This window comes from Roseovarius sp. 217 (assembly GCF_000152845.1).
Classification (GTDB): Bacteria; Pseudomonadota; Alphaproteobacteria; order Rhodobacterales; family Rhodobacteraceae; genus Roseovarius.
Genome location: NZ_CH902584.1, coordinates 1,108,886 through 1,126,395 on the forward strand (window position 1 = coordinate 1,108,886; position 17,510 = coordinate 1,126,395).

Below are 17,510 nucleotides of genomic sequence, written 5' to 3' on the forward strand. Positions count from 1 at the left end.
TTCTTGGAAAATACTCATGAGTCCGGGGGCGACGCCCCCGGTCGGATCGCTCAGGCTACACGCCGGGCGTCAGAGGACGCCAGCGGAAAGACCTTGGCCGGGTTAAGAAGCCATTTCGGATCGAACACATCCTTGATCGCCATCTGCGCCTCCAGATCTTCGGGCGCATATTGATGGGTCATCAGATCACGCTTTTCGATCCCCACCCCATGCTCGCCGGTCAGACAGCCACCAACCTCGACACAGAGCTTGAGGATTTCCGAGCCGAGATCTTCGCACAGTTCGAGATCCCCGGGCTTGTTGGCATCAAACAGGATCAGCGGATGCATATTGCCGTCGCCCGCGTGAAACACATTGGCGACATCAAGGCCAAACTGCTTGGACAATTCACCAATCCGCTTGAGAACATGCGGCAATTGGCTGACTGGGATAGTGCCATCAAGGCACATGTAGTCGTTGATCTGCCCCATCGCGCCAAAGGCCGATTTTCTCCCCAACCAAATAGCCGCACTTTCCTCGGGCGAACGGCTCTGGCGGAATTCCACCGGATCATGCCGCCGCGCGATGTCTTCGATCAGGCCCAGTTGCTCGTCAATCTCGGCGTCCGAGCCTTCGACTTCGACGATCAGCAGCGCCTCGCACATCGGATAGCCTGCCTTGGCGAAATCCTCGGTCGCCTCGATGCAGGGGCGGTCCATGAATTCAATCGCCACCGGCAGCACGCCCGCCTTGATGATGTCGCTGACACAGGCACCCGCCACCTCGTTGCTGTCAAATCCGATCAGCACAGGCCGCGCGCCCTCAGGCTTGCGCAGGATGCGCAGCGTCGCCTCGGTCACGACGCCCAATTGCCCCTCGGACCCACAGACAACCCCCAAGAGGTCCAGCCCTTCGGCCTCCAGATGTGCGCCGCCCAGGTCCAGCACGGTGCCATCCATCAGAACCATGGTCACACCCATCAGGTTGTTGGTTGTGACCCCATATTTCAGACAATGCGCCCCGCCCGAATTCATCGCGATATTGCCCGCAATTGCACACGCCAGTTGGCTCGACGGATCAGGTGCATAGAAAAAGCCATACTCTTCGACTGCCCCCGTCACGCTGAGATTGGTGCGCCCGGTCTGCACCCGGATAAAGCGGTTGTCGTAATCGGTTTCCAAAACCTCGTTCAGTCTCGCCACCCCGAGAATCACACTATCGGCGGTCGGCAATGCTCCACCTGCCAGCGATGTGCCTGAACCACGAGGCACCACAGGCACACCCATCTCGTGACAGATGCGCAGGGCGGCTGCGACCTCTTCGGTCGATCCCGGCAGAATCGCCACCAGTGGCGGACACTTGTAGGCAGTGAGGGCATCGCATTCATAGGCCCGTGTCTCGGCCGGATCGGAAATCACCGCATCTGCGGGCAGAACTTCGAGCAAACGTTCAACAAGTTCAGCCTTGCGCGCCAGAATCTCTGGACGGGGGACGGGCATTTCCATGATATGTTCCTCTCTGATTGGTAATAAAATATAACCAATTTTTGCATCTGGCAAGTTAAACCTCTCAAGGATAGCGTGATGCAATGATTTGGATGGATCAACTGACACATTTCAACGGTCTGGATGCCGTAGCACTCGGTGCATTGGTCGGGGGATGGCTTCTGCTTGGCCTGATGATCGAGAACCCGCCCCGCAAACGCCCGTCGGTCACGGCGCTCATGGCTCAGTACCGGCGCGAGTGGATGGTGCAGATGGTCGCCCGCGACGCGCGCATCTTTGATGCTCAGCTTCTGGCGAGCCTGAGACAGGGCACTGCGTTCTTTGCCTCGGCCACACTGATCGCCATCGGCGGGGCGCTAGCGATGCTGGGCGATCTGGATCGGGTGATGGGGATTGCAGACGATCTGACCCCGGCAACCGTACCGGTCATTGTGTGGGAGGTGAAGATCCTCGTGATCCTCATCTTTCTCACCAATGCCTTTCTCAAGTTTGTCTGGTCCAATCGCCTCTTTGGCTATTGCGCCGTGATCATGGCCGCTGTGCCCAATGACCCCACCGATCCCGCCGCTCTGCCGCGTGCGCGCAAGGCCGCAGAGATCAATATCACGGCGGCGCGCGGCTTCAATCGTGGCCTTCGGGCGATCTATTTCGCATTGACCGCGGCGGCTTGGCTGCTCGGCCCGATCGCGCTGATTGGGGGCACGACAGTGACTTGCCTCGTGTTGTTGCGTCGGGAATTCGCCTCTCAGTCCCGCGTGGTGCTCATGCAACCGGATGTGACGGACCGCCACACTCAGACGTGACTGTGTTTTGCTGCGGGGCAAGTTATACTCTCCTGCATGAGACATATTTGCCTAACCTTCGCCGCCGTTCTAATTGCCGGTCCCCTGCTCGCCCATGAGCCAGAAATTCTGGGAGTGCGTGTCGAAAAATCCGGCACGGGTCTACAGGTGGCGGTCACACTCATGCACCCTGACACCGGATGGGATCATTACGTCGATGGATGGGAAGTGCTTGACGCCGAGGGAAATCGGCTGGGCTATCGCCTGCTGCATCATCCACATGTCGAGGAGCAGCCCTTTACCCGGTCGTTGAATGACTTGGCGCTGCCAGACGGCGCGCAAGAAATCTTTGTGCGGGCCCATTGCTCGGTTGATGGATGGAACAGCGAGATATTTCGTGTCGCGTTGGAGCCTTGACCGCCATTGCTCACCTCGGTTTCACCGCCGCCCCTCTCTTAGCCAGCCAGCCAGGATCAGCCCAGACACCAGCAACAGGACAAGCCAAGGCGGCAAGATGTCCATCTGGCGCAGGCTTTGGGTTTCATAGGCACCGCGTGGCGTGATACCGATCCAACCGCGCCCGGCAGCCGGACGCCCTTCGCGTATGTCACGGATCGCAGGCACGCCGTCCTGCAATGCCCACACCCCGCCATTGGTGGCATCCACCGAGCGTTGCAGCACTTCGGCGCTGGCGATTGTACGCTCAAACTCCACCGGCGACGCGGGGCCAAGGCCAATGACCGCGCGTTGATCATCGTTCTCCAACCGATAGAGACCAATCTCTGGTCCATCGTAGACGGTCTCGAACCGTCCAGGCGACACTTCGTCAAGCGAGCGTTCGATGACTTCGCCCGAAGGTGTTGTAATGGTCACTGGACCAACAGTGTCCTCAAGCGAGCGGCGAATGACTCGCATTTGCTGACCTGTCGCCTCTGCCCAGAGCGCCTCTTCCTCCAGTTCCGGCTCTTTCATCATCCAATGCGCCAGACGTCGTAGCAATTCGAGTTGCGGTCCACCGCCTTCAAATCCACGCCCCCAGAGCCATGCATGATCCGAGGCCAAGAGCGCCACGCGCCCCTCACCCACGCGGTCCAACAGCAGCAAGGGCCGATCATCTGCACCAGACATCACCACGTCACCGGCGGTCTGATTGACCTCGATTTGGCGCAGCCAACGACCCCATTCACCGGAAAACTCCTGCTCCAGCCCTGCGGTAACCGGATGCCGCGCGCCCAGATCCGTAACCTTGGGCAAATACCCTTTCTCAATGACACGGGCAGTTGGGCGAGCGGGCACAATGGCTTCGAACGGACCGCGATAGATGCTCTCGGCCCCGGCGAAATCCGGACCGGCCGCAAAGAGGACGGCACCGCCATTTTCGACATACTGCCGGATATTCTCCAAATAGACGTTCGGCAAAATACCGCGCCGCCGATACCGGTCAAAGATGATCAGGTCAAAATCATCAACCTTTTCCAGAAACAGCTCGCGGGTCGGGAAGGCAATCAGCGACAATTCCCGCACCGGCACGCCATCCTGCTTTTCCGGTGGCCGCAGGATGGTAAAATGTACCAGATCAACCGAACTGTCGGATTTGAGAAGATTGCGCCAGGTGCGGGTTCCGGGATGCGGCTGACCAGAGACCAAGAGCACGCTGAGCCGGTCGCGTACCCCGTTGATCTGCACCAGCACGGTGTTGTTGCGCTCAGTCAACTCGCCTGGCACGGCAGGGGTGGAGAATTGCAGCACGTTGCGGCCCCCGTGTGGGAGGATCAACGGCAAGGTGATTTCTTGACCCAAAGGAACCTCAAAGCGGCGCGATTCCTCACCATCCACCGAGATATCGAGCGGTACATTGGTGACGCCCTCGGGCGCAGCCCCCTCGTCGGTTACCGTCAGCGTCATCTGCACCTCTTCGCCTAGAATGGCAAAGGCGGGCGCGTTGTCGATCTTCAGCCGCCGATCCCAATCGCCCTCGCGGCCTGTATGCAAAAAATGCAGCGGCGCGGGAATATCCGGCGCACGCTCTGCGTCGTGAATGCGCCCATCCGAGAGCATGATCACGCCGGCGATTCGACCCAGAGGCTCTTCGGCCATCGCCTGCGCCAATGCGGTCATTGCCTGCGTGCCACCATTGTCCGGGGCGTCAGGCACCCGAATGCGGCGCACTTCCGTGTTGTTGCGCGCCTCAAGACGGGCTGCAAGCGTCTCTGCGGCCTCTCGTGTAAGCTCCGCCCTGTCCGCCAGTCCCTGACTGGCGCTTTCATCCTCGACGATTAGCACGATATCACTGAGCGGATTGCGCTCTTCTTGTTGATAGGCGGGGCCCATGAGGGCGGCGAGTATAACCAGCCCCGCGAGCGCCCGAAGCGGCCAACCGGCAAGCCCCTTCCAGATCGCCAACACCAGACCCGCGACCACGATGATCGCCAGCCCAGCAATCAACCAAACCGGAAGAAGAGGATCAAAGATCACACTTGCGGTCATTGGCCCAACCTGTCGAGAAGTGCAGGCACATGCACCTGGTCAGATTTGTAGTTACCTGTCAGCACATGCATCACCAAATTCACACCAAAGCGGTAGGCCAGTTCCCTTTGCCTCTCACCCGCATAGCCTCGGCCCACCGGAAACATCGGATCGCCGCGCTCGTTCACCGCCCAGGCAGCGGCCCAATCGTTGCCACCGATCACCACAGGCGTCACACCATCGTTCAGGTTGCGAAATGGCATGCCTTCGATCTGTTCGGCATCCGGAGGTGCCGCCTCTACCCACACGGCGCGGCCCATGTGACGGCCCGGAAAGTCGGTCAAGAGATAGAAAGTTCGTGTGAGAACATGATCTTCGGGGAGCGGCTCCAGCGGTGGAATATCCAAGGGCGCCGCCAATCGTTGCAAACGCGCGCCATTTGGCGAGGCCGCACCAAATCCTGCGATATCAGCATCCCGCGTATCAAAGAGAATTAGACCACCATTTCGCAAATAGTCGTTCAACTTGACATATGCCTCCGCTGAGGGAGTCGGCTGATTGGCGCTGATCGGCCAGTATAGGATCGGGTAGAACGTCAGGTCGTCCAGCTCAAGATCGACGGCAATCGGCTCTGCCGGCTCTACAGAGGTCCGGAAATTGAGCACTTGTCCGAGACCACGGAGCCCAGCGCGGGCGGTGTCATCCAACTGCGCATCTCCCGTGAGGACATGCGCGAGCGCCAGTTCCTCTGTTGCGAGAATTGCGCGGGCATCATCCTGCGCTCGCGCCTCTTGCACCGCACCAAGGCTCAGCGTGAGTGCCAGCAGAGCGACCGCGCGCGCAGGCCAAAGTCGCCCTGAAAGGGCCAGCGACGCCAGAATGTCCGCCGTCAGCAAAAGGAGCGCTGCGGCCAAGAGCCAACCCGCCAGAGGTGTTTCAGGCGCACGTTCAAGCCCCTCGACCGTGACGCGAGCGGGCCACTCCATCGGGGTCAGCACCGTGTCTGCCGCAATCACATTTCGTGCAACGCTTCGCTCTGGCCCGTCATAGAGACCCGGCAAGAGATCGGGGCCAAGCGGTGCCTCAAGCAGTCTCTCTCCCGGCACGCCGGGGCGATTGTCCGCGTCCTTCAGCCGTCCAAACCCGTCGAGCACTTCGAGGGGTTGCCAAATGGTGCCTTCAAGTTCTGCTGCATCAGGCGGGGCCATGGCCGAAGAAACCGCCAACCGCTCCAACATCTGGACAAAGAGACCAGAGAGCGGCAGGCTCGACCATTCTGCATTGGCGGTGACGTGAAACAAGACCACCTGCCCCGCGCCGATGCGCTTGCGCGTGACCAAAGGCGTGCCATCGGTCAATTGGGCAATCACCCGGTCTGCCAGAGTTGGATCGGGTTGCGCCATGACCTGCGCGCTGACGGTGACATCGGACGGAATGGCAAGTCCTTGGAACGGGCTTCCCTCGACAAAGGGGGCAAGGGCCTTGGGTTCGCCCCAGCTCATCGCGCCACCGACCGTACGTCCACCCGCCCTCAAACGTACGGGCATGAGCGGATCTTCGTCGCTGCGCGACACATCGCTCGCCGCCACCCGTTGCCCGGCAAACCGCAGGAGAAGCCCCCCCTCGTTGGTCCACTCAAGCAGAGCCGCCTGTTCGGCACCCGACAACGTCGCCACATCCGCCAGAACGATCACGTCCGGATTCGCAGGCAGAATATCCATCAGCCCCCCCTCCAGCAAATCGGCCGTCGGGCTGAGCGCCTGCTGGAGGTAGTGAAGCGGCGACAAGAGTTCCAGGCCCTCACGATCCTCGCGGCCTGCGATCAGGGCCACCTCACGGCGTTTCAAACCGTCGTCGGTCAGGGTCACGGCACCGGCCTGAGCCTCGCCCGCAATCTCAAAGCGTGTGACGCGGGCGCGCAGTTCCGGTGGCAAGGACAATGCACCCGTTGTCTCGACTGCCCCCTCGTCAAATCTGAGTGGCAGGTTCGCCAGAATGCGCGAGACCCCGGCGGGGTCAAGACCATGGGCGTTCACCGTGATGTCGCGTTCGGGTGCTGGCGCGGCACGCAGGACGCGCAGCATAATCTGACTGTCCTCCAGCACGGGTGGGGTGAGCGCAAGGACGGGGCGCGCGCTTTCATGCACGGTCACCGGACCACGCGCCTCTAAAACCTCCAAAAATTCAGTGCGTCCCGGTTGCGCCAGCCCGTCCGAGAACCAGCGCGTCTCGAACTGACCGTCGCCCAACATGTCCGCGGCGCGCTCTAAAACGTCGTCTCCAATCGCCCAAGAAGCGGGTGTCAGCCCCGGCACCCGACTGCGCAGGGTTTCGGCAGCCTGAAACACGGGCGTTTCGGCCTTGCTCAGTTGCATCAACGCCGTCGGTCGCCCGTCGCGCCCGGCCTCGGCGAGCATCGCGTCAATCACACCCATCTGAGCCGCCCAGTCCCGCGCACTGGCCCAACTGCTGTCGAGCAGAATCAAGAGCGGCCCCGAAGCACGCCCTTCACCTTCGTCGCGCGGATTAAGCACAGGCCCGGCCAGCCCTACGATCACAGCCGCGACCGCAAACATCCGCAGAAGCAAGAGCCACCAAGGCGTGCGATCACTGACGCTATCTTCGTCCTTGAGACCCAAGAGAAGCGCAACACCGGGAAATCGCCGCCGGATCGGCGCGGGCGGCACGGCGCGCAGGATGATCCAGAGGATCGGCAGGGCGACGAGCGCCCAAAGAAGCCAAGGTGCCGCAAAACCGATGGGACCCAGAATCATGCGCCCGACCCCCCGGCCATCGCGCCATGCAGCCACAAGAGCGCCGATTGAGCGCTCTCTCCGGTGTGATGACAGCCATAGCGCCAACCTGTCGCCGTGCAGAGCGTGGCGAGTTCGTCTTTGCGCTGTGCGAGGCGTTCCAGATAGCGCGCACGCAAATCGCCCGCCTTGAGAGTCTCATGCGCCAAAGTGCCGCCGACACTTTCGAAAATCGTGCGGCCTGTGTACGGAAAGGCCTCTTCTGCGGGGTCGAGCACCTGATAGAGCAGTCCGCGCACGCCCCGATCCGCCGCAGCGGTCAGTGCGCCGCGCAGTGGTGAGAGATCACCCATGAAATCCGATATCAGGAGCGCGCGACCATGCGGGATAAGCCCGGACATCTCAGGGCTGGCATAATCCTCGTCGCTTTCGTGCAAGAGCGCCTCGGCCAGCCGCGTCACTTGCGCCTGACCACGCCGGGGCGGCAAGGCGGTGCCGGTTAGCCCAACCCGCTCGCCACCGCGCACCAAGAGCAAGGCCATCGCGAGAGCCAGAAGGCGTGCGCGGTCTGCCTTGTCGGGCAGGCTTTTATCGCTGGTAAAGCGCATTGATGCGGCGGGATCGACCCAGAGCATCACACTCTGCGCGATCTGCCATTCCCTCTGCTTGACGAATTGCACGTCTGAGCGTCCCGAACGCCGCCAGTCGATCATCCGACGGCTGTCACCGGGCTGGACCGGGCGGTATTGCCAGAAATCATCACCCGCCCCTGCCCGCCTGCGGCCATGTTCCCCCAAGAGCACCGTGCGCGCCAAAAGCTCTGCGCGCGCCAAAAGTGGGGGCAGGCGGGCGGCCTCTGCCTCGGCGCGCGGGCGCAGGGTGTTTGGGGAGGGGGCGTTCATCTCAGGCGGCAGCCTGCACGTGGGTTACGTCTTCGACCGTCCGGGAAATCAACGCCGCAAGGCTATCGCCACGCGCACGGGCCGCGAAATTGAGTGCCATGCGGTGCCCAAGAACCGGCTGTGCCATGGCGGCCACGTCGCTGGCATCCGGCGCAAGCCGCCCTTGCAACATCGCCCGTGCGCGCACTGTCAGCATCAGCGCCTGTGCGGCGCGCGGCCCCGGACCCCAAGCCACACTCTGACGCACCGTTTCGGCAGCGCTTGTGTCTTCGGGACGGCAGGCACGCACCAGATCGAGAATAACCTCCATCACTTTTTCACCCACCGGCATTCTCCGCAACATCTGCTGCGCCGCGATCAATTCGGATGGGGTGAATACGCCGTGAGCGGTTTCTTCGGTTGCGCCCGTTGTGGCCAAGAGGATCGCACGCTCTGTGTCGCGGTCCGGATAGGGCACCTCGATCTGCACCAAAAAGCGGTCAAGCTGTGCCTCGGGCAGCGGATAGGTGCCTTCTTGCTCAATCGGGTTCTGGGTGGCCAACACATGAAACGGCGTGCCGAGCGAGCGGCTTACACCTGCCACGGTCACGGTTCGCTCTTGCATCGCCTGTAACAGGGCGGATTGGGTCCGAGGGCTGGCGCGGTTGATCTCATCAGCCATTAAAAGCTGGCAAAAAACTGGGCCTTCAATGAATTTGAACGCCCGTCTGCCGTCTTCGGCGGTTTCCAGAACTTCGCTGCCGAGAATGTCCGCGGGCATCAAATCAGGCGTAAATTGCACCCGATTGGCATGCAGACCCATAACCGTGCCCAAAGTCTCTACCAGACGGGTCTTGCCCAAACCGGGCAAGCCGATCAGAAGCCCATGCCCACCACAAAGGAGAGCTGACAGTGCGAGATCGACCACCCGCTCTTGCCCGATGAACCGCCGGGTGATCGAGTCGCGTGCTTGGGCCAGTTTCCCTTCGAGCGCCTCTAGCCCAGCCAAGAGATCGGTGTCATCGGTCATGGCAAAACTCCTGTCAGAACTATATCCTATAGATAGAGTGTATAGCTTGAGACAGAAATGGCAAAAGCAATGAGCAAAGATTCCGTCACAACCCCGTCAGCCGAGGGACTTGCCGCCACGGCGCGCGCCGTTCGCGCGAAAGGTAAGGGTCTGCCGCCCGTTCATCTGTGGACTCCACCATTCTGCGGTGATTTGGATATGCGGATCGCACGGGATGGCACATGGTTCTACCTTGGAACCCCGATCGGGCGGCCCGAATTGGTTCGGCTGTTTTCCACCATCCTGCGCCGCGATGGGAACGATTACTTTTTGGTCACCCCTGTCGAAAAGGTCGGAATCACCGTCGATGACGCGCCTTTCATCGCCGTGGATTTCGAGGTCGATGGCGCCGGACCGGAGCAGAGTTTGCGGTTTGAGACGAATGTCGGCGATCACGCGAACGCGGGCCCCGAACATCCCATCCGGGTCGAGCGTGATCCCGAGACCGGAGAGCCCGCCCCTTATGTGTTGATCCGCGCCAATCTTGAAGCGTTGATCGACCGCAAAAGCTTTTATCGTTTGGTCGAGATTGGTGACCGGGTCGATGGCTGGTTTGGTCTTTGGTCGGGAGGCGAGTTTTTCAGGATCATCCCCGAGCGTGACCTACCCTAGCCGCCTGGAGTGGGTCAGTCGCGACTCCGCAGGGCTGTGCGCTGGATGAGGAAGACGGTCAGAAGCGGCAAACCGACCGTGACCAGCGTGACTGTGAGAAGCAACACGCCAAGCTCACTATAATCTGCAGGCGTGGTAATCTGCCCAGACGCGGGATCGCGAACTTCGCGGGTGACTATGAAAATCTGGTTCAGGTATTTGGTCAGCAAGGAACTGGCCGAGAGCGCCAGATTCGTAAAAGACGCCATCACGGCAAAGAAGGTTGCCTTGAGATTGTCAGGCGCATTGCGGGCGATCCAGGCCAACATCGGGATCATCGCAATCTGCCCCAATGGCGACTCGATGGCCGTGTCGAGGATCGCTATGAAACGTGCATCAACGATGCCACCGGTCAGGGCGGCCGTGATTTCCTGCACCCCGTAATAGAGCCCGATATTGGGCAGCGACAGAACACCCCCGATCAGTGTGAGCAACACCACGATATAGACGATGCTGCGATGCGCCATCAGCGGGCGCAGAATGACCATCCCCGCCAGCGTCAAGAGCGAGGTAATGAGCGACAGCACCGATAGGAACTGTTGATCGAACGCCAAAAGGTCGATGGAAAACCACGTGTAGCCATCCCCGGGCCGGGGAGTGGCGCGAAACATGAAGATAATCACTGCCGTGCCGACCAGCGTGCGCGCCTGCGCCACCGGCAAGACCGCCACAAGCTGACGCATCAGCAAGAGCACAATCGCCATGGACCCCGCAAAGATGATCTCTTGCCCATAGGGAATATCGCTGAGGCCGATGGTCAACGACAGCGCCACAAACCCGGCACCGCCGATGAAATACCACGGGTTTGGCCGCGTCTTCTCACCTGGTCGCTCGAACAGCGTGTCGGCTTCGGTTCTGCTCAGCCCATGAGTGCGCAGGCCCCGGCGCAGGCGGTGTTTCTGCCACGCCGCCAAAAGAACGCCCGACACTGAGACCAGCGGGATTGTCAGAGCGGCGAGATAGATCAGCGCGTAGGTGGCGCGCTTGGCCTCTGGATCCAGCGCCTCGATTCCCGCGAACATGTAGATATTGAGTGCTGCCACCGCGACTGTGCCGGAAATCAGCGCAAACCGGCCTAGCGTTTGCATCGTGGTGTGAAGCGCGCGGGCGGTCTCTTGCGGGATCGGGGTTCCGTCTGCATCCATGCGCGGCACCGCCTCGACCGACATCGCATCGGCGACCGCGTCCTGAATGACCAATCCGCAGGGAGCAAGAATGTAAGAGGTCACATACCATGCGCCCATCGGCATGATCGCAGTCATCGCTTCGGTCCGGGTCAAGAGCAGATACATGATGAACACCGACAGCCCGATCAACCCGGCTCCGACATAGACCAGCAGCCATTTCCAACGCCAAATGATGTCGACCAGATGACCCAGTGGCATTTTGAGGGCCCATGGCAGTCCCGCCCAAAAAGCAAGACCGGCAAGGTAGGCGGCTGAGAGGTCAAGATACTCCTTCACAAAGAAGGTGCCCACGATCATCGTGAGCCCGGAAAACCCCGCCGCGAAATAGATCATCAAGGGCGGTAGAAACGTCCAACGCATCTGTCGCCCAAGATCGAAGACAACGGCGTCAACCCATCTGACAAGACGCTCTGTCAGGGTCATGCGTTGGGACGCGGCATGATGGGGTCAGGCCAGCGGGCGGTGGTCTCGGTCAAGACGGGGGCCGCGATTTCGAGCATCTCAAGCGGCAGGATCACGAGCATCTTTGGCGCCGTTACGGCGAGATGCACCGGACCCATGGCCGTATTTGACGTCCCAACACGCCCGTCGGGGGCAAGGTTGAGTCCGTTGATCGGCCATTGCAGCCCCTCCGACACGCCCTCTACCGCGCCCATTGGAAAGAGCGAGATCCGACAGCCCGCAGGTAAAGGCAGACTCAAAGATGGCGGGCAAAGAAACATCAAATCGCTCGAGCCCAGCAGAATGCAGCGTTGCCACGAATGACGCGTCAGCGCATTGCAGACGGCCAGTTGATGATCAAGCCGGTCACCACAAAACCCCAGACCTAGAATGAGTGGTGCCGAAATCGCGGCAAGGCACTTCTCGAAATCCGTGGTGTTCTGATCCCGGTCTGGATATTGTGACACATCTGGAATGTTCGCGCGGGCGGATTGCGATATACTGTCGAAGTCGCCAATCACCGCCCGTGGCATGATGCCATGTTCCAGCGCGGTATCGGCCCCGCTATCGGCAGCGATCACGATCTGGGCAAGTGTGAGCGCATGGTTAACAAGCCCCTCCGGCACGGCAGCCCCGCCGATCAAGATCACTGGTTCAGATTCTCGGACAATCATCACTTTTGCCTGTTATCGTTGCCTTAACTAACCTGATGTCACATTCTAGCCACGAAATGATACGGTAAAAATCTAAGAATCGGGCCGCTTTGGTCTCTGGCGTCATGGTAAACCTTAACTTTGCAGGCAAGCAAAGCGAGCGCATATTATGGTTGGTTCAAGTAAGATACTGACAGTCTCCTACGGCACGTTTTCGTGCACGTTGGAAGGTTTTGACGATTCATTTGATACAATGAAAGCAATTGCGGAGTATTTTCGCGATCTGGCGGCGGATGACCGTTACTTCGGAGCAGAGCCACCGACCCCCGATGCAGAGATGCTGGCGCGAATCGCGGAACGGGAAATCGCCCGGCGAGTCGAAGCGCATGAAGAACGCGGCAAGATCGTGCTGCGGGCCGGGTCCGGTCAGGCGCTTATGCCTCGGACGGACATAACGGAGACGAGATCGGCAAACCCTGCACCGAGCCCGGAGCAAGCGCCTGAAGTGGCGCAATCTGCTGCCTCCGTCAAAGCAGCGGAGCCAATACCCACGCCGCAGCCTGTGGCAGAGGTGGCACCAGAGTCCTTCGATACTGACGAAGCTGCGGCTGAGCTTGAAACCCTGACAGATATGGCGGAAGCCGAGACTGAGGTCGAAGCGCCCGCTGCGGAAGATGTCGCACAAGACTTGCCCGAAGGGTTGGAAGACGAGCCTCGCGCAATGCAGGCCGACTCCGAGTTGACCGAGACGGTCGTTGACAGCGAGAGCATTGCCGCAAAGCTGAGCCGTATCCGGTCGGTTGTGGCGCAATCCGAAGAGGCCAGCGAAGATCAGTACACCGAAGATGAACACGCGCAGGATTTTCTGGACAGCGTCGCAGAAGACCTGAGCAGCGTTCTCGCAGAGGATGACCGCGTCGAGGCCGATTTGATCGAAGATGATCTGATCGAGGATACCTTGGACGAGAGCGACTTTGACCGGGAGGACCCGGACGAAGAGGCAGCACTGACTGCGGTCCTGTCTGCCGTCGGCACCGATGAAACGAAGACGACAGAAGCGATGCAGGCAGAAGAGGTCTATGACGCGGCTGACGAGTTCGAAGATACTCTCGCGGCACTGATGGCCGACGCGCAACCCAAGCAGTTGACCCGCGATGACACAGCCACGATCCACCAAGAGGCGGAGGCCGCAGAGCAACCAACTGCACACGTTATCAAGGTCAAACGCACGGAGTTTGAGGCGGCACTGGCCAATGGTATTTTTGAGGAAGACGAGGGCGAAGAAGGCGAGTTCGACGACGACGACGACGACGACGATAATTTCTTTGGTGCGACTGGAGCCGCACTGAGCCCAGAAGAAGAAGCGGAGTTGCAGCGCGAATTGGCCGAAGTTGAGGCCGAGTTGGCTTTTGAGGATGCGACAGAATCTGAGGCGGACCTTGAGACCGAAGCCGAAGAAGAGATTGCCGAAGCCGAGCCTACGCCCGAGGCGGTAACGCCGCAGGACGACGTGGAGCCTGAAGTCGCGGAACAACCCGGCGCAAACCGGTTTGGACGCGCGGAAGGTTCAAGCGACTTGACGCGGATCTTTGAGAAAACCGATACGCAACTTGAGGCACCCGCCTCGAGTCAACGACGCAATGCCATCCAGCACCTGCGCGCCGCCGTTGCCGCAACGCGGGCAGAGCACAATGCCGGATCAAGCCTGCGCGAGAACGTGGATGACAGCCCCTACCGGAGCGATCTGGCCAGTGTCGTGCGGCCCCGCCGCCCGCAGATTGCTGCCCCCACCGAGCGCTCTGCGCGCCCCGAGGAAAGCCGTCCTGCGCCGCTCAAGTTAGTGGCGGAACAACGCATAGATACGCCACGCGCCCCGATCCGTCCGCGCCGCATCTCCTCGACCGAGATCGAAGCTGAGGTCTCTATCGAAAGCCAAGCCGGAAGTTTTGGCGCCTTTGCCGAAGAGATGGGCGCAAGCTGCCTTCCGGATCTGCTCGAGGCGGCGGCAGCCTATCTGTCCGATGTCGAGGGTCGTCCACAGTTCTCGCGACCGATGCTGATGGGCAAGCTCAAGGAAGTCGAGAAAGAGCGGTTTTCACGTGAAGATGGCCTGCGTTCCTTTGGGCAGCTCCTGCGTCAAGGCAAGCTGCAAAAATTGGCGGGCGGGCGGTTTGCCGTCACTGAAGAAACAGAATTTCGCGCGACGGGCCGCAGACACGCCAGCTGAGCGTAAAGGTTTGGTGCGGTAAACGGTGATGACCCCCTCGTCCGACAAGGCGAGGGGGTTTTCGTTCGCGTGGCGATTTGTCTCTTTCCCGCGCTTCGCGGAGCGGTCAGACTTGTTCTGAGAGTTTGGAGAGGGGACAAAGTGCATGCGGGCGATCTTGCTTGGCGGGGCGTTTCTTGCGCTGACCGCAAGCGACCTTTGGGCGCATGCCGGAGAGCAGGGATTTGTGCTTCTTCTCCCGACGGATGCTTATATCGCGGCGGGGGGTGTGACCGTTGCCGTAACATTGGCGCTCTTGGCTGTGCTGCCGGAGCAGATTGCAGAAGCATTGTTTCGGTCTGTCGGCATTTTTCGACTGCGAGCCCCGGCGTTCCTCCGTTATAGCGTTAACCTCGGTGCTGCTGTCTTGCTCGGCGGGCTGGTCTGGCGTGGACTTGTGGGGCCGGGCGATCCGGGCGTCAATCCGTTGCCGCTGGCGATCTGGGTGGTGTTCTGGATCGGGATCGTATCCGTTCAGGGTCTGATCGGGGATGTCTGGCGCTGGATCAATCCTTGGGTGGGCGTTGGGGTTCTGCTGCGCCACCTCACCGGATTGCGCGCGCCCTTGCGCTATCCGCGCGTGTTGGGGCATTGGCCCAGCGTTTTAGGATTACTTGCCTTTTCCGGGTTTCTCTTGGCGGACCCCGCTCCAAGCTATCCGGAGCGGCTGGCCGTTGTGGTCGGGTTCTACTGGTATGCGATGTTGGCCGGGCTGGTGCTTTTCGGCCCCGTCTGGCTGGTGCGGGGCGAGGCGATCACGGTGCTGATGCGCGCCTATCGTCGGGTATCTTTCTTAGGGTTTTCAAAGGGCTGGGTGTCTGTTGGGCTTCCAGGTTGGCAGATACTTAGCAGGCCAAAGGTCAGTTTGGGACTGGCGGCCTTTTGCTTGATCCTGCTCGGCTCTGGCAGCTTTGACGGGCTCAACGAGACTTTTCTATGGCTTGGTATTCTTGGCCTCAACCCGCTGGAGTTCCCCGGGCGGTCAGCGGTTATTCTACCCACTATATTGGGGTTATTGTTGACCAATACCGCACTTATTGTGGTCTTCGCTATCGCGCTGTGGCTGGGCAAACGGCTGGCCGGAGGGCGCGCGCCGCTTCGTGATCTGTTTTGCCTCTATGCTCCAACGATCTTGCCAATCGCGCTGGCCTATCATGTTGCGCATTATCTGACGGCATTTCTGGTTGACGGGCAGTATGTTCTGGCGGCCTTGGCACGGTCGCTGGGCCTTACGGACCTTACAATTTCCGCCGGATTCCTTAACACTCCCGGCCCGGTCAAACTCATCTGGATGACACAGGCAGGCGCGGTGGTCGTTGGGCATGTGATCGCAATCCTGCTCGCGCATGCGCTAGCGATGCGCCTAGGCGAGGGACGGCGGCGGGCGGTGCTGGGTCAGATCCCGCTCGCTTTGTTCATGGTGGCCTATACAATCTTTGGTCTTTGGCTGCTGGCGACGCCGCGCGGGGCGTGACATGTAAGCGCTGGACAACCCCAAGGGGGTTGCGCAAGGTGTGCAGGTGCGGCATTTGTCCTGCGAATGCGACTGATCTTTGGAGGATGCGCGATGAACAGCCCAAAAATGAGCCCGGCTACCGGCACGTCCCGACGCGGTGCGTTGACGGCACTTGCGGGCGGCGTTGCTGCGGCGAGCCTGCCGATGTGGGCGCGCTATAGCCATGCGCAGACCGCCGCGCCGATCAAGATCGGGTTTCAGGTGCACCGCACTGGCATCGGTGCCGCCTATGGCCGCTGGTATGACCGCACCACGCAGGCCGCGGTCAAACTGATCAACGACGGCGGCGGCATCAATGGCCGCATGGTCGAGATTGTCGCCGAGGATGACGGCACCGACCCCAAGCGCGGGGCCGAGGTGGTCGAGAAATTCGCCAATCAGCATGTCTGCGATATCGGGTTTGGCACGTTGTTCAGCCATGTCGTGATCGGCTCTGCGCCGCGTGCGGGGGAATTGAAGCTGCCGTATTTCGTCGTCTCGGAAGGGCATCACGTGGCCTCTGGCATGCTCAACCGCTACACGCTGCAACCGGGCATCACGGATGTCAAAAGTCAGGTTCAGGCGATGGCCCCCTATGTGGCTGCGAACCTTGGCAAAAAGGTCACGATGGTGTTCCCGGATTTCGCATTCGGCCATGATCACCGCGATTTCTTTACGCAAGCGATCGAGGCGCAGGGCGGCGAAGTGCTGGCACATATCGCGATTCCGCCCTCTGAGACCTCGTTCACCAAGTATTTCCCCAAGATTCCGCGCGACACCGAGGTTCTGTATCACGTCATGGTCGGGCCTGCTGTGCTGACCTTTGTCAAGGAATTGGGCGAATTCTTTGGCGGGCAGGGTCCGGCGCTCTTTGGCTTTATCGACAGTCTGGAGGCGGTGGCGATTGACAGCCCCGGTCTGGAATTCCTTGAGAACAGCTATTTCTGGGAAGGCATGTGCCGCGATCAGCAGCCGGATGAGAGTGCGCATGAGACCGCCTATCGCGCGGCGGTGGGTGTCAACGAGCGCGGCGCGTCGGTCAGTGACCCGCGCGACGTGTCCACCTATGCGCATATGTTCGGCTGCTGGGAAACGCTGCATGTCATCAAGGCGGGGATGGAGGCGGCGGGCTATACCGGGCCGCAGGATCGCGCCGCGCTGATCGAGGCGGTCGAGGCGATGACCGTCCTGCCCGAGAGCCTTGCGCATCCGCAGGGCGACAAGATCTTTAACGGCAAGACACATCAGGTGTTTGGCCATCAGAATATTTCGCAGGTGCAGGGCGGAAAACTGCTGCGCGTGCATCGGACCTCGATCGAGGATACGCTCTATCCCGACGAAATTGATTACACGGCGCAGCCGTTCTGAAGCGGGTTGGGTAA

General features: G+C 60.6%; 13 protein-coding genes. 6 read left to right on the forward strand and 7 right to left on the reverse strand.

Going from position 1 to position 17,510, the window contains the following annotated elements:
- Positions 1 to 50 precede the first annotated feature (50 nt).
- Positions 51 to 1,484 (reverse strand): FAD-linked oxidase C-terminal domain-containing protein, encoded by a 1,434-nt coding sequence (locus tag ROS217_RS05250; RefSeq protein WP_009816642.1) that lies wholly within the window; start codon positions 1,482 to 1,484, stop codon positions 51 to 53.
- A gap of 83 nt (positions 1,485 to 1,567) precedes the next feature.
- Between ROS217_RS05250 and ROS217_RS05255 the strand changes: the two genes are divergently transcribed.
- Both ROS217_RS05255 and ROS217_RS05260 read left to right on the forward strand, forming a co-directional pair.
- On the forward strand, positions 1,568 to 2,287 hold the full coding sequence (locus tag ROS217_RS05255) for a DUF599 domain-containing protein (protein ID WP_009816643.1): 720 nt from the start codon (positions 1,568 to 1,570) through the stop codon (positions 2,285 to 2,287).
- A gap of 36 nt (positions 2,288 to 2,323) precedes the next feature.
- A complete protein-coding gene (locus ROS217_RS05260; RefSeq protein WP_009816644.1) occupies positions 2,324 to 2,683 on the forward strand; it encodes a hypothetical protein in 360 nt (119 codons plus the stop codon).
- A gap of 21 nt (positions 2,684 to 2,704) precedes the next feature.
- Here the strand turns inward: ROS217_RS05260 and ROS217_RS05265 are convergent, their stop codons facing one another.
- From ROS217_RS05265 to ROS217_RS05280, 4 genes are read right to left on the reverse strand one after another with little or no spacing between them, the layout of a single operon-like run.
- Entirely contained in the window at positions 2,705 to 4,753 is a 2,049-nt protein-coding gene (locus ROS217_RS05265; protein ID WP_009816645.1) for a membrane protein, read from the reverse strand.
- Positions 4,750 to 7,506: a DUF4159 domain-containing protein gene (locus tag ROS217_RS05270; protein WP_198134867.1), complete on the reverse strand. Its 2,757-nt coding sequence runs from the start codon at positions 7,504 to 7,506 to the stop codon at positions 4,750 to 4,752. Before ROS217_RS05270 ends, ROS217_RS05265 begins: the two co-directional genes overlap by 4 nt.
- The gene (locus tag ROS217_RS05275; protein WP_009816647.1) at positions 7,503 to 8,387 is read right to left on the reverse strand and encodes a DUF58 domain-containing protein; all 885 of its coding nucleotides are present in this window, start codon (positions 8,385 to 8,387) and stop codon (positions 7,503 to 7,505) included. The genes ROS217_RS05270 and ROS217_RS05275 overlap by 4 nt, the downstream gene beginning before the upstream one ends.
- 1 nt (position 8,388) lies before the next feature.
- The gene (locus ROS217_RS05280) at positions 8,389 to 9,396 is read right to left on the reverse strand and encodes an AAA family ATPase (RefSeq protein ID WP_009816648.1); all 1,008 of its coding nucleotides are present in this window, start codon (positions 9,394 to 9,396) and stop codon (positions 8,389 to 8,391) included.
- Between the two features lie 69 nt (positions 9,397 to 9,465).
- On the opposite strand from ROS217_RS05280, the gene ROS217_RS05285 reads away from it, so the two are divergent.
- The gene (locus ROS217_RS05285) at positions 9,466 to 10,047 is read left to right on the forward strand and encodes a DUF1285 domain-containing protein (protein WP_009816649.1); all 582 of its coding nucleotides are present in this window, start codon (positions 9,466 to 9,468) and stop codon (positions 10,045 to 10,047) included.
- Positions 10,048 to 10,061: 14 nt separating this feature from the next.
- On the opposite strand, the gene ROS217_RS05290 is transcribed toward ROS217_RS05285, so the two are convergent.
- Positions 10,062 to 11,696, reverse strand: a complete 1,635-nt coding sequence (locus ROS217_RS05290; protein WP_009816650.1) for a membrane protein — start codon at positions 11,694 to 11,696, stop codon at positions 10,062 to 10,064.
- Positions 11,693 to 12,388 (reverse strand): thiamine diphosphokinase, encoded by a 696-nt coding sequence (locus tag ROS217_RS05295; RefSeq protein WP_009816651.1) that lies wholly within the window; start codon positions 12,386 to 12,388, stop codon positions 11,693 to 11,695. The genes ROS217_RS05290 and ROS217_RS05295 overlap by 4 nt, the downstream gene beginning before the upstream one ends.
- Positions 12,389 to 12,620: 232 nt before the next feature.
- On the opposite strand from ROS217_RS05295, the gene ROS217_RS05300 reads away from it, so the two are divergent.
- From ROS217_RS05300 to ROS217_RS05310, 3 genes are all read left to right on the forward strand, one after another.
- Complete coding sequence (locus tag ROS217_RS05300) at positions 12,621 to 14,594, forward strand: hypothetical protein (RefSeq protein ID WP_009816652.1); 1,974 nt, start codon at positions 12,621 to 12,623, stop codon at positions 14,592 to 14,594.
- A 145-nt stretch (positions 14,595 to 14,739) separates the two neighbouring features.
- Positions 14,740 to 16,107 (forward strand): hypothetical protein, encoded by a 1,368-nt coding sequence (locus ROS217_RS05305; RefSeq protein WP_009816653.1) that lies wholly within the window; start codon positions 14,740 to 14,742, stop codon positions 16,105 to 16,107.
- A gap of 93 nt (positions 16,108 to 16,200) precedes the next feature.
- Entirely contained in the window at positions 16,201 to 17,496 is a 1,296-nt protein-coding gene (locus ROS217_RS05310; protein WP_009816654.1) for an ABC transporter substrate-binding protein, read from the forward strand.
- The last annotated feature ends 14 nt before the right edge of the window (positions 17,497 to 17,510 follow it).